Genomic DNA, 13,418 nt, shown 5'->3' with positions numbered 1-13,418 from the left:
ATCTTAGTTAAAGCCCAAATATATTTTACCGCTATTATACTTATCCATAGCTTTATAGTTAATTGCAAATAAAATAAAGTACATTTTTATTAAACCATATCATAAAAAAAATTGTCTAATGCTTCTTGTTCAGTATTAAACCATTTTAAATATGAAAAGCTAAATTCTTCTCTAACTAATTCGTAATAATTTTTTTTTTGGCTTACACAATCCTTCTCGAAATCAGTATCATCGTATAAATAATCTATTGATATTACAGCAAACTTATTATCTTTCAATCTTTCTAACAAGTTAGCTTTACATATATTATTACAATCATTATTACATTGATTTATTAATATACTGCTTTCTTTATATAAATTTAGTTCCATTTTTGAACCCTTTTTCCCTTCTTTACTCTCATATTGGTATTAGCTCTGGAATTTTTGAAACTAGTATGTATTTCTGCATTTGATTTTGTTATTACAACTCTATCTCCTGAAACATGAACAGCATAACCTGTCTCACTATCTTTATATTTTTTACCTTTTTTATAATTATTTATAAAGCTAATATTCATTTATTGTTTACATTTAACCCATAAATTTGATCAATTTTTTTTGTATACTCATTATAAAAATGTTCAAATTTTTCTTTATCAAGTAATCGTTTAAAAAGATACGTTCTTTTATATACCTTAAATAAAATCTCTTTTGTAGTGTAATTATTTTGTTCATAGTCCTTTAGCTTTATTTCCCAATTTTTTAGAGTGAATAATTGAATCTTTTCTTCATCAGACAATTTATTCAATTTTTTAATTATTGCGGCCTCTTTCAACTGAGACTTTAAAGTATATTGATAAATATTTTCGTTACTTAGTTTGTTTTTTTCTAAACATATCCTAAATTTTTCATTTCTTAAAATTCTAAAAACATGTTGAGCAATGCAATAGCGATGCGGTTTTTTCCAGTCAATAGGTTTTTCTAACTGCATAAGATATTGCCGAATTTTAATGAACGATTCTTCTTTATATTCATGATCTATATCATATATTTTTAGATACGAATAAACTTCAAAAGTATCCAATCTGTAAAATACAATAGTTATATTCTTGAAGTTTTTTTTATTACTCTCTTCAACATTAACTATAAATGATTTAAAATAATTATTTTTTGCAGGACATACTCCAAGTAATTTAAAGTAATCTTGGTTTATTAAGTTATTAATCATAAACATCTCCTATATGAAAAACTATGTAATTATTTTACATAGTTTTAAGTTTTATAGCACATGTTTGTATATTTAGATGATTCTATTTTCAAATTGATTAATCGGTGATAATTGATTATCTGCTTTTAAAGTACAAAATCTCATAAAATGATACATTTTCATTTTATGAGATTTATATTTAAAGATACGGAATTTTCTATAAAATTACTTAAACAACAAGATAATTTTTATCAGATACAGATATTTTAACACCCTCTTCTTTCCATACAAGAATTAACACAATTCCAAAATTTAAATCCATGATCTCCAGTTGGCATAGCTTCATCTGAACAATCCTCTATACATTCATTTTTCAATTTGCGACATCGTTGTTCTTCAGTTTCTTCGCAATCTTTTTCAGCGCCATCATCTGAACTAGAACATGAAACAATTCCTGCTAATCCACCAGCGATACCATTAAACCCTCCAATTGCTGCCGGTCCCATAGTTCCACCTACAATGGCTCCTGCCGTGGCTCCTGCTGCTCCTCCCATTGCAGCACCTGAAGCTCCACAACCAACTGTTCCTACTACCGGTAGTACCATGGTACAACCAGTTCCGCTTAATCCACCTCCTACTACCATGCCTATTGCACCACCGGCAGCAGCACCTAACGCAGTTCCTGTCTTAGTACCAAATTCATGGCCTCTATCGTAAGCTTTTTTAGATTTATTCAGAATGCAATCCCAATAAGATAATCCGAATATATCTATATATAGAAGTGGATTCGCACCTACATATCCATACGTGTTTATCCCCCCAGCTAACCCTATCGGGTCACTCTGGATATATCTCCCCGTCTTCGCGTCGTAATCCCTGAAGTAGTTATACGTTAGTCCGGTCTCTTCGTCGTAATACTGTCCCGGAAACCTCAGGTTCATGGTGATTTGGTTATTGGCATCCAGTTCGCTGTTGCCAAACGCATCGCTGTTAATTTTCCAGCTTTGTTCCCCTGCACTGTTTATTGCTAGTTGTGGGGTGCCTAGATGGTCTGTTATCAGGTAGTGATAGCTGGCATTTTTTAGGGTTTGGCCTTCACTCAGGTTAGCCTGCCACAATGGGATCGTACCCCAATTGCTGTTTTGTAAATAGTTAAAACCACTTCAGTTATAAATATATAGACATTAATCCCAGTTATTACACTGGGATTTAATATAATCAATTTAATTAAAATATGATATTTCACCATTCATTACTTAAAAAATTATCTATAGCCTCTTCTAAAGAAGGAAACCATTCTAAAAAAGAATTTTCAATTTCCTCTTCAACTAGTTCTAAAAAAATATTTATTTGTTGATGTTGAATATTTTTTTGTGGATTAATTACTTTTTCTAAAGAGTATTTATGTAATGAATCTAAAGAGACTACAGCAAATGAATTATTATTCATTTTCTCTAAACAATTTAGACGGCACAATTTTTTATTGTAATTTACTAAAATAGTATATTGTTTAAACATATTTATTATTCCGATTCTTTTCTTATCCATTTTCCTCGATCTATTCTAGCACGTGTATTAGCACGTGTATTAATCATTTGTGTCACATGTGCCCCTTCAGATGTTTCTATTACCACTCTATCTCCTAAGATATAAACATTATTTCCTGTTTCAGTGTCATAATAGGGTTTTCCGTCTCTTTTAACTCTATTTACATCGCCAACTTGTCGATGCTTATCTGTACGTGCCTGTTTTCTTCTCATTTCACCATGTTTTGTGTATTTTTTTGATTCTTTAGATTTGTTTTTACCATCATCAGGATCAGGTGAACCTCCTACTGTATTTTGACTGTTTGTATCACTTATTTCAACATTTTTAGTCTCACAGTCCTTTTTATCCTGACTTTTATTATCATTAAGCATTGGTAATGTGGGTGTTGGATAAAGTAATGCTCGAATACCCAAACTTATCAGTGCCCCTGCATAATATCTGCAAGAAGGAGTAATGGCACAGAGTCTTATTCCCGTTACTGCAATTTCACCTGCAACCAGAAGTGCTGGAATAAACTCCCCAGTCGGGTCACTGTAGACCAGTGGATTTCCACCTACATATCCATACGTGTTTATCCCCCCAGCTAACCCTATCGGGTCATTCTGAATATATCTCCCCGTCTTGGCGTCGTAATCCCTGAAGTAGTTATACGTTAGTCCGGTCTCTTCGTCGTAATACTGTCCCGGAAACCTCAGGTTCATGGTGATTTGGTTATTGGCATCCAGTTCGCTGTTGCCAAATGCATCGCTGTTAATTTTCCAGCTCTGTTCTCCTGCATTGTTTATTGCTAGTTGTGGGGTGCCCAGATGGTCTGTTATCAGGTAGTGATAGCTGGCATTTTTTAGGGTTTGGCCTTCGTTTAGATTCGCCTGCCACAGTGGGCTGGTGCCCCAATCACTGTCTGGTACCCAACCGTACGCTACTTGCATCCGTCCTGTCTGATCCAGTTCGGCTATCAACCCTTCGCTGCTGTAGATGTAGTAGGTGGTCTCACCATTTACGGTTTTGCTGATACGCCGGCCAAATGGGTCGTATTGGTAGCTGGCTATTTCTCCGCTGTCGTTGCTGACTTTACTTAGTCTATCTGCAGCGTTGTAGCTATAGCTGAGTTTTTTATTGGCGTTTTCTTCTGTCGCTAGCTGCCCGTTGATGGTATAGCTGAGGCTGGTCTGTTGTTTGCCTTCTCCCCATTTGATGAGTTGGTTGAGGTCGTTGTACTGCCACTCACCTGGTTGTTGGGCGCTACCGGTGCGGTTGCCGATGGCATCGTAGCTGTACGATTCTGCTCGTTGCGCTTGGCTTTCTTGTTTCGGTTTGACTTGGATTAACAAATCAATTATTAATTATTTAAGATTGAGAATTAATAATTGGATTAAACATTTAAAATAAATTAATTATATCAGATCAATATAAATTAATTTTCCAAATCATCACCTTGATATAAAAACCAAGCTCGTTTACATTTTTCATAATCAGCTGGACTTTCCGCATCATTAAAACAATATTCTAAAAACATTTTTTTACTAATTCTTCTACTACAACGAATACAACTATAAACAAAATCAGGTGTACCAGCAAACATATGATATAAACCCCATTCATGCCTGTAATATACAAAATCAACATTTTCATTAGTTATAATTGTATGACAATATGAATAATTTAAATCACTAGAATTAATATTACTACTATTATTATTAAATTGTAATATTTCTTCCAATCCATCGTCATAGAATAAGTATTGATAATAACTATTAGACCCTAACCTATGAATTGCATCAGAAAGCCACTCAGCCTCTATTGAATATAGATAGCCTGCACAAGGCATAGCTACCCATCCTTTATCATTTATAAATTGCTTAGAAATTCCTTTATCTGAATTTAGTAAGTATTCAGAAAAATTAGCTTTATTCTCAAATAATGCTTTTCTTGAAATTAAATTACTCATTATTAGCCCCATTATTTATTTACTTACGCTTAATTAAAAATTATATATATAAATCCTTGCCAAAAGGCAAGGATTAAATACTAAATAAAGCTAAATTAATTTATTGATATAAATCCCATATATATTTGCATTCTCGAAATTCTTTGGAATCTTTCATAAATTGATGATAGTACTCGTTATAAATTTCTTTACAATTTTGCTCACTACATTGAATGCAGCTATAAACAAAATCATAAGTTCCAGCAAATATATGATATAAATTATCTAAATTTTTATAATACATAAAATCAATATTTTTATTAGTTAGAATAACTCGTTTATCCAAAAAACCGTATTCGCTATCATAAATATTTTCTTGATTATTAATAATTTCTAAATATTCTATTTTATCATTATTTTCGATAATATATTGTTCATATGTAGTAAATCCAAATCTATGAATGGCATCAGACAACCATTCAGACTCAATAATTTCAAGATTTTCAGGAATAATCATTGCTACCCAATTATTTTTATAAATAAAATCTTTTGAAATGACGCAGTGAGTATTTAAAATACTTTGTATAAATTCAATTTTATCTCTATACAAAGATGTATTTTGATCACAAATGTTCATTACATATCCTTGTTAATATCTAATTTTTGTTACTCGTTTACCTTTAATAGGTCTTATTTCCATTGTGGGTCTGCCACTAGAGCTATTAGGACGTATTACTACTATTCTGCCATCCTTAAGCTGACCATGTAAAACAACATTTTCTCTTCCTACATTCTTAACATTACTCGGATTTAAATTATTAAAATCTTTTTGTGTTTGCTCCCATCCTGATTTATTACGTATATACTGTTTACTGGATCCTTTTGTTTTTGGCCCAGGAGTAGAATCATTGATAATATCCTCTAGAACTTTATCTTGTTCATTCTCATTATCAGGATCTGGAGGAGGAGCTGCTCCATTAGTACTTATATTATTAAGGTCGTTTATATTAACTGTATTACTATCGCATGATTTTGTATTATTTTTATCATCTTCTCTGTGCTCCGTTAATGTAGGCAAAACATCTGTGCCTTTAATTCTTTCACGTATATTTTGATATAAACCAGACCAAGAATCAGTGACAATTTTTTTACATACTGGTAACACTACACATGCACTTAAAATAGCGGCTCCTATTAATACAGGCATTATTACTTGAGCATACTCCCCAGTCGGGTCACTGTATACCAGCGGATTCCCACCTACATATCCATACGTGTTTACTCCTCCTGCTAACCCTATCGGGTCACTCTGGATATATCTCCCCGTCTTCGCGTCGTAATCCCTGAAGTAGTTATACGTTAGTCCGGTTTCTTCGTCGTAATACTGTCCCGGAAACCTCAGGTTCATGGTGATTTGGTTATTTGCATCCAGTTCGCTGTTGCCAAATGCATCACTGGTAATCTTCCAGCTCTGTTCTCCTGCACTGTTTATTGCTAGTTGTGGGGTGCCCAGATGGTCTGTTATCAGGTAGTGATAGCTGGCATTTTTTAGGGTTTGGCCTTCATTTAGATTGGCCTGCCATAAGGGGCTGGTGCCCCAATCGCTGTCCGGTATCCAGCCGTACGCTACTTGCATCCGTCCTGTCTGATCCAGTTCTGCTATCAGCCCTTCGCTGCTGTAGATGTAGTAGGTGGTTTTGCCATTTACGGTTTTGCTGATACGCCGGCCAAATGGGTCGTATTGGTAGCTGGCTATTTCTCTGCTGTCGTTGCTGACTTTACTTAGTCTATCTGCAGCGTTGTAGCTATAGCTGAGTTTTTTATTGGCGTTTTCTTCTGTCGCTAGCTGCCCGTTGATGGTGTAACTGAGGCTGGTCTGTTGTTTGCCTTCTCCCCATTTGATGAGTTGGTTGAGGTCGTTGTACTGCCACTCACCTGGTTGTTGGGCGCTACCGGTGCGGTTGCCGATGGCATCGTAACTGTAGGATTCTGCTCGTTGCGCTTGGTTTTCTTGTTCCGGTTTGACTTGGGTTAAGCGATCCAGTTGGTCATACTGGTAGTTGCTGCTGCCTTTTTCTGTCTGGATACTGCTGATGTTGCTGACTTTGTCATAGCTGTAGTGGCGTTCGAGTAGGGTTTGTCCTTTGCTAACCAGTTTGATTTGTGTTGGTCGCTGTAAGGCATCATAGCTGTTGGTTTGTTCTGCTTGCGGATAGGTGATACGTTTAGGCTGATTCCATTGGTAATCACGCCAGTTGATTTCTTCTCCGTTTGGCAGTATGGCTTGCTGTAACTGGCCGTTGGCATAACGATAGTTTACTGTGCTGTTATCGGGATAGGTGATGCTGGCTAGGTTGCCATCTGTATCATAGCTGTATTTTAAGGTTTTGCTGATGCGGCCATAGCTGATGTTTTCTTCAACGATTCGTCCCAGGGCATCGCGCTGATAGGTGTAATGGCTGTTGGTGCTGCCGCTTTGCTGTACATCTGTCAGTTGGTTGTTGGCATCGTACTGGTAGTTGACTGTCTGTTCGGCGGTGTCGGTACCGGCTGCGATGTAGTGTTGCTGGCTGATGTTTCCCGCTGCATCATACTGATACTGTATGCGGTTGCCGTTGACCTGCTTCTGTTCGGTCAGCTGGTTGGCAGCGTTGTAGCTGTATTCGACGTCGTTGCCCAGTGTTTTGGTTTCTTTGAGCAGGTTATTATTTTGATCATATTCAAAGTGGTACTGGTTGCCTTTGGCATCAGTCAGTGTGCTGAGGTTGTCAGACAGGTCGTACTGGTACTGGGTTTTACCTGACAGTGCATCTATGTCGGCTGTGATTTGTCCCAGTGCGTTGTATTGGCTTTGGCTGGTGCGGTTGGCAGCATCGGTACGGCTGATTTGTTGGCCTAGTTGGTCATAGCTGCTGTGGCTGCTTATCTGGGTATTGCTATCCAGCTGCTGGTTGACGCTGATGGTGTTACCCATGTTGTCATAATCGTAGCTTTCGCTGTAGGTCGGGTAGTTTATTTTGGTCAGGAGTCCAGCCTGACTGGTGCCGGGTGCGCCATATTCGTAGCTAAGCTGATTGCCGTTGTAGTCTTTATACTGGCTGATTCTGCTGTTGCTGTCGTAGCTCTGTTCACTAACCAGTCCGGATGGGGTGATGGTTTTAATCAGGCGGTTGAGCTGGTCATACTGCTCGGTGGTGACTTGATTCAATGCGTCGGTGGTTTTTACTTCGCGCCCTGTTGCTGTATTTTGATAGCTGTAAAGGGTGCTGTTGCCTTGCGCATCGGTCATCTCTACTATTCGGCCGAGTGCATCGGTTTTCATGGTAAAGGTGTGCTTGAGTGGGTCGGTTACTTGTGTTGTGTAACCGGCAGCGTTGTAACCCAATAGCCATTTCTGCTGTAAAGGGTTCTGTAATTCGGTTGGCTGACCTTGTATGTTATAGCTGTACTGATACTGTTGCCCTTTGCCATCGGTATAGCTGGCTATGTTGCCGTAGCGGTCAAAGCTTTGCTGCAGGCTGATGCTCTTTTGATTATTGCTTATGGTGGCTTTGGTTTGCTGACCTAGGTTGTCATACTCGAAGTTGACGATGCGTTGCTCGGGTTTGCCGGCAGCATAGGTGATTTTGGTCGGCTGGTTAGCTGCATTGTATTCAAAGGTGATGCTGTCGCCTTTGGCGTTGATTTGTTTGACCGGTTTGTTGGCCTGATTGTATTGATATTCTTCTACTGCGCCATTCGGATAGGTGATTTTAACTGGATAGTCAGCTTGGTTGTACTGGGTAGTGGTAATCTGCCCGCGTTCGTCGGTGTATTTGACGATGTTGTTGGCACTGTCTCGATCATAGCGGGCGGTAAGATGGCCGTTTATGCTTTCGGTCAGTACGTGCCCGTTGCTGTCAAATACGGTCACGGTTTTTTGGCCGGCCGGATCGTTGACGGTGATGGTGTACTGTTTGTTGACGCGATTGTATTCGGTATTATAAACGGTTACGGCGCCGGTTTTGCTGGTGATTTTGCCTACGCGTGCCAGTTTGTTTTCATGATCGGCTGCACCGGTGCTCACTACGGCACTTTGTGATATTACGCCACCATTGCGGCCGCTGCCCATGGCAAACTGTGATGAGGGTACGGACACGATGTAATCAATTTTGATGACGCCACCATCGGGATCGGTGCGGCGGTTTATCTGTCCGTTGTTGTCGTAACCATATTTCCAGACGTTGCCCATGACGTCGGTTACTTGGGTCAGGCGGTCTCCGGACCAGTTGTAGCTGACGCTGCGGCCACTGCGGTCGGTGGCTTTGATTAGGTGATCCTGATTGTCATAGTCTAGGCTGTATACGAGTTCGCCGTTGTTATCTTTTATGGCTTTGCGCTGTCCGTCTTTATTTAGCTCAAAGCTAACTTGTACGTTGTTGGCATTGCCATAGGCCAGTGGCCGGCCTTTGCTGTCATAGTTTATCCAGTTACCCTCTGGATCCGTCCAGCGCCAGCCGGTTTCGGTTTTGCTGATGGATACTTGTTTGTAGGTATATAAGTCGGCTTCGCCGCTGCGCTGATACAGGGTACCGGCTCGGTCAATGGTTTTGACAGTGCTGTCGAGCGGATCCAGTACGAAGCGTAGTTCGGCCCAGGCCGGATTCAGATACCAGCGCCCGTTCTCCCAGGTACGGTTGAGTTTAACTTCTCCACCTAATACTTTTACCCGCATATCTACGGTGTTTTCGGTATATTCGGTATTCGGTAGTCTGACGCTGGCATGACTGATGCCAGATATTTTTTCGTCATTGCCGCTGATGCGGGCATAAGCCATCTGCGGCACTGCCATTACCAGCATAAGTATGTAGCTGATTACCCGGAACAGCCGCTCCTTCAGGCTGTTCCCGGGTCGGTTGTTTGTTTTCATTTTTTGACCCTTGTGTTTAATTTATTTATTTTGTTTTATTTGTTGGCATTAGCGCGAACCATCTTTCGAACCACCTGAAGCACAGGGCGCATCCGGGGTACAGCCAGGCGTTATCGGCATCGCCTCCGGCGAACCCGCTCCAGCCCCATTTCCGAAAGTGCCACCGCCCACTCCTCCAAGTGAACCGCCGCCTCCCCAGCCAATACCATTGCCCTTGGTTGAGCATTTTTTACCGGTGTATTGATAGAAACGCCCACTGCTGCTGCCTTTGGAAATGTCACCACTGGGACACTCACTCTGATGTGATTCCTCATAGCTAGCTTCGTAGGATGTGCAGTCGTCTTCATCTGGTGCAGCACGTAGCAAGTCTGATAGCGAAGCAATTCTGGTTTCTGCCGGCGCCTGCTGTTTCGGATCAAGAGCAGTCACTTTATAGGAAATCACTACTTTTTCTTTTGGTTTGAGCACACTGGGCACTTCACCAAAAAATTCATACTTGAAGTGGGCATCAGTTTTCGGCAAATTCAGTACCACATGGTCAGCCTGTACCAGACCATAATTGCTGACTGTAATCTGGCCCGTTTTTTCTTCTCCAACCTGCATTGCACCAAGATTAATAGATAATGGTTCCAGCATAATGACAGGTGCCGGTACTTGCGTATTAAAGGTGGCATTAACATTAATGTCATACACATCTTTAATGGAGGTTTCAGTCACGCCAAACTCTACATTGATTGTCTGATACTCCAGAAATACATGCTGATTAGTTGTGCTATCAGGCTGAATCACTATACGGCCGCTGGCATCCATATGATTAGGTGCGCTGACGCGATAGCGATAGATGCCTGCCGGCAGCTTGTTTAAGGTTGCGATACCATCTTTGTCTGTATTGAAAGTATATTGTTCCGTTAATACACTATCATTCTGCAACTTGATGGTTGCTCCTTTTACGCCTTTGATGGGCTGTCCGTTTGCATCTAGGGTGGCGGTATAGATATCAGCCACATCAAAGTGAGCTACGCCCTGTCCGCTCTGGGTAACGGAAATTCTTACCGGAATGGTGCCTGCTACTTTGCCGCTGCTGGATACTCTGATAATGAAGTTGTAAATGCCGTCGGGGATGCTGTTGTCCGGCTGAGCCATGATTTGTACCGGTACTTTTTCATCAACCGCAATTTCATTAATATTTTTATCGCTGGCAATAAATACCCAGCTCGGAGCGGGATTACCCTGCTCATCTACCAGCTCTACCTGAACATTTTTTGCCGCTGCCAATCCCTTATTGCCAACGCTGACTTTGGTTGTGGAGCTGGTATTTTGCTGTAAGCCAGTCTGTATATAGGTAGGCGATGCATACAATTCAGGCATTGGCTGACCAAGCTCATATTTAATCTGTAATTTACCGCGTACCAGATCTCCTGAATCATCGGCATAGGCAAGCAGATACAGGCTGCCCTTTTCGGCTGCATGATCGTCTGCGGTGAATTTAATTGTTGTCGTGCGACTCTGTCCGGGGGCAATATCAACAGCTTCAGATTCAATATTCACGCCCTGAGGCAATACGCCATCTGGCTGATTTTCAGCAGCCAATACCCAGCGCAGGTTTTTAGCACCGGTACTGGCTGTAGCATTAACCTGTATGGGTGTGGTGATGGTTCGCGGCGCTTTGAGCTGATAGCCTTGTATATTAAATGCGATGCGGTTGATATCAAAACTACCCTGACTGGTAACAGTTTTTTCATCCGGATGAATAATGCCAACCTGATATGTACCCGAGTCAGATTCCTGCGGGGTAAAGGTATAGGTGAAATGGCCGTTTTCATCAGTGGCAACAGCTATTCTGCGCTCAAACCCTTTTACATTCAAAACCAGTTTTAGCGGTACGTTTGCAGCTATCGTATTTTCAGCACGATAAACAGCCTGCCCGCTAATGGTTACTGGCTGCGGGCCATAACTAACCGCAGGGCTGATTGCGGTAATTTTACCGGTATAAGGTGTGGGAGGCGGAGCCGGTGGTTCAATTTTGACATTGACCGTACGGGTGCTGGTCACTGTTTTGCCGCTGGTATTGGTCACTTTTGCACTGATTTTGTGGCTGCCGTTATTCTCCATAGTCAGAGGCCAGTGTGCCTGATAGGGGCGTTCTGTCAGAGTAGCAAACTGTTTGTTATCTATCAATAAATCTACTTTTTCGATACCAAGTTCATCTGCAGCATCTACCTGAATATCAACCGGAGCAGCAAGTGTTTGATTATCACTGGGTGTAGTAATGATTGCTGTGGGTGTCGGTAAAGCAAAATCAAACTGCACCGGCGAACTGGGCTCACTGCTGCCAGCATCATTCTGAGCTACAGCATATAAGCGGTAACTACCTTCTTTCGGCAAGAGAACATCCTGAGTGAAATAGCCTTGTGCATCAGCGGTAACCTTTTCACCCACTGGTTTATCATTCAGATACAACTGTACTTTTGCACCAGACTCAGCAGTACCCTGAACTTTTAATGCTGCGTTCTTAACCTTTGTCTGAGTGACGGGGCTAATAAGTACTGGAGGTGTAACCGTAATAGCAGATGCTTGAGTATAGCCTGAGCTGTTGCCTGCTTTATCCAAAGCATTCAGACGAGCATATAAGATGCCACCAGCAGGCACATTATCTATCTGCACATTATTGCTTTGCAGATTAATATCCTGATCGATAATGGGTTTATTGAAATCTGGATTATTGGCAATTTGCAGATGTATAGAGGCTATACCACTCAGATTATCACTGCTGCTGTACCCAATTCTCACCGCTTTGTCATTAAATCGACTGAATTGGTTCAGTTCCACAACCGGTTTGGTCGTATCTACGGTAATGAGCTCAGAGGGTGAAGACCACATTTCCCAGGTAGCACCTCGATTAATACTTCCGCGTACACGGGCGCGATAAGACTGTCCATTTTGTAATCCTGCATCATAAGTAATTTGATTTACTTTATTCAGTATTTTTTTATAGACGGTATTTCCGGAAGCATCCTGAATTTCAACTTCCCATGTATCAAGTGTATTGATATTCTGCCATGTCCAGCTTGGTGCCTGATTTGTATAACGGGCAGCAGGTTGTGGTGCAGCCGGCGTTAGATCAGAAATATCGATAAAATTGTACTCAGCATTCTCATTCTTGGTATATTCACTTAAATCATTATTAGGCGTAAATAAAATAGCCTGTTCTGGTTTAATGATATTGGCTTTATTACAACCTACTTGAACGTTCTTTGGCGTGATTCCCTGAATACCGATTGTTGCACTCTCGCCTTTGCTCAGACCAATATTTAAAGTACGATACTGATATTTAATCTGATTTGTGCCTTCATAAAGAATCGCTTCAAAGGTACCCATAGGCAGATTTGAACTATAAAAATACTGATTCGTCCATTGCACAATGAGCTTTCTATTTGGCGCTTCCCCCTGTGTTTCGTACTTGATGGTACCCGCAGGCTGGCCATATACATCAGTTCTTAAATCATCCCAGAAAACAAACAGTGTATTATTGATTGCAGGTAGGCAAGAGTTATTGTAACTGCTGCTTGGATTCGAAAATTGCAGCAATCCATTTGTACTCACATAAAATTTATTATATTTTTTGCCATAATAATTAAACTCAAAACCAATCGGTAAAGCGCCACTGACTTTATCATCACCTTTTAGTTTTGTGTCTGTACCAGCATAGCTTGTTGCACTGGCAATGGAGCATAATGCACAGAAAATCATTGCATACGCTTTTTTCTGTTTACCTTTAATTATTGGTCTTTTTTTTCTGTTGAAACCGAGAAACCGGTTTTTCCAGTATTGATAAATATTCATTGT

The 13,418-nt window shown here is 40.4% G+C and carries 10 protein-coding genes; all 10 read right to left on the bottom strand.

The genetic code is table 11. The features are described from left to right. Positions 1–89: 89 nt before the first annotated feature. Positions 90–371: a hypothetical protein gene (locus BHC43_RS01325; protein WP_100156275.1), complete on the bottom strand. Its 282-nt coding sequence runs from the start codon at positions 369–371 to the stop codon at positions 90–92. Then, positions 362–559 carry a hypothetical protein gene (locus BHC43_RS01320; protein ID WP_100156274.1) on the bottom strand — a complete coding sequence of 66 codons (198 nt, stop codon included), beginning with the start codon at positions 557–559 and terminating at the stop codon, positions 362–364. Before BHC43_RS01320 ends, BHC43_RS01325 begins: the two co-directional genes overlap by 10 nt. Next, positions 556–1,209, bottom strand: a complete 654-nt coding sequence (locus tag BHC43_RS01315; RefSeq protein WP_100156273.1) for a hypothetical protein — start codon at positions 1,207–1,209, stop codon at positions 556–558. The genes BHC43_RS01320 and BHC43_RS01315 overlap by 4 nt, the downstream gene beginning before the upstream one ends. Positions 1,210–1,454: 245 nt before the next feature. After that, a complete protein-coding gene (locus BHC43_RS10800) occupies positions 1,455–2,306 on the bottom strand; it encodes an RHS repeat domain-containing protein (protein WP_257377953.1) in 852 nt (283 codons plus the stop codon). Between the two features lie 124 nt (positions 2,307–2,430). Further along, a complete protein-coding gene (locus BHC43_RS01305; protein ID WP_100156272.1) occupies positions 2,431–2,706 on the bottom strand; it encodes a hypothetical protein in 276 nt (91 codons plus the stop codon). A 5-nt stretch (positions 2,707–2,711) separates the two neighbouring features. Then, positions 2,712–4,067 carry an RHS repeat domain-containing protein gene (locus BHC43_RS01300; protein ID WP_100156271.1) on the bottom strand — a complete coding sequence of 452 codons (1,356 nt, stop codon included), beginning with the start codon at positions 4,065–4,067 and terminating at the stop codon, positions 2,712–2,714. An 83-nt stretch (positions 4,068–4,150) separates the two neighbouring features. Beyond that, positions 4,151–4,684, bottom strand: coding sequence for a hypothetical protein (locus BHC43_RS01295; RefSeq protein WP_100156270.1), 534 nt, complete (start codon positions 4,682–4,684; stop codon positions 4,151–4,153). A 100-nt stretch (positions 4,685–4,784) separates the two neighbouring features. After that, positions 4,785–5,300 (bottom strand): hypothetical protein, encoded by a 516-nt coding sequence (locus BHC43_RS01290; protein WP_100156269.1) that lies wholly within the window; start codon positions 5,298–5,300, stop codon positions 4,785–4,787. Between the two features lie 12 nt (positions 5,301–5,312). Continuing rightward, the gene (locus tag BHC43_RS01285; RefSeq protein WP_100156268.1) at positions 5,313–9,572 is read right to left on the bottom strand and encodes an RHS repeat-associated core domain-containing protein; all 4,260 of its coding nucleotides are present in this window, start codon (positions 9,570–9,572) and stop codon (positions 5,313–5,315) included. 48 nt (positions 9,573–9,620) lie between these two features. After that, entirely contained in the window at positions 9,621–13,415 is a 3,795-nt protein-coding gene (locus tag BHC43_RS01280; protein WP_100156267.1) for an Ig-like domain-containing protein, read from the bottom strand. Positions 13,416–13,418 lie beyond the last annotated feature (3 nt).

This window comes from Snodgrassella alvi, from assembly GCF_002777855.1.
GTDB lineage: Bacteria > Pseudomonadota > Gammaproteobacteria > Burkholderiales > Neisseriaceae > Snodgrassella > Snodgrassella alvi_E.
The sequence above is the reverse complement of the archived record's forward strand: the minus strand, read 5'-3'. Positions and strand labels throughout refer to the sequence as shown.

Excerpts from the sequence above, each read along its gene's own strand:
- BHC43_RS01325 (WP_100156275.1), bottom strand. The coding sequence starts at position 371 with ATGGAACTAAATTTATATAAAGAAAGCAGTATATTAATAAATCAATGT.
- BHC43_RS01320 (WP_100156274.1), bottom strand. The coding sequence starts at position 559 with ATGAATATTAGCTTTATAAATAATTATAAAAAAGGTAAAAAATATAAA.
- BHC43_RS01315 (WP_100156273.1), bottom strand. The coding sequence starts at position 1,209 with ATGATTAATAACTTAATAAACCAAGATTACTTTAAATTACTTGGAGTA.
- BHC43_RS01305 (WP_100156272.1), bottom strand. The coding sequence starts at position 2,706 with ATGTTTAAACAATATACTATTTTAGTAAATTACAATAAAAAATTGTGC.
- BHC43_RS01295 (WP_100156270.1), bottom strand. The coding sequence starts at position 4,684 with ATGAGTAATTTAATTTCAAGAAAAGCATTATTTGAGAATAAAGCTAAT.
- BHC43_RS01290 (WP_100156269.1), bottom strand. The coding sequence starts at position 5,300 with ATGAACATTTGTGATCAAAATACATCTTTGTATAGAGATAAAATTGAA.
- BHC43_RS01285 (WP_100156268.1), bottom strand. The coding sequence starts at position 9,572 with ATGAAAACAAACAACCGACCCGGGAACAGCCTGAAGGAGCGGCTGTTC.
- BHC43_RS01280 (WP_100156267.1), bottom strand. The coding sequence starts at position 13,415 with ATGAATATTTATCAATACTGGAAAAACCGGTTTCTCGGTTTCAACAGA.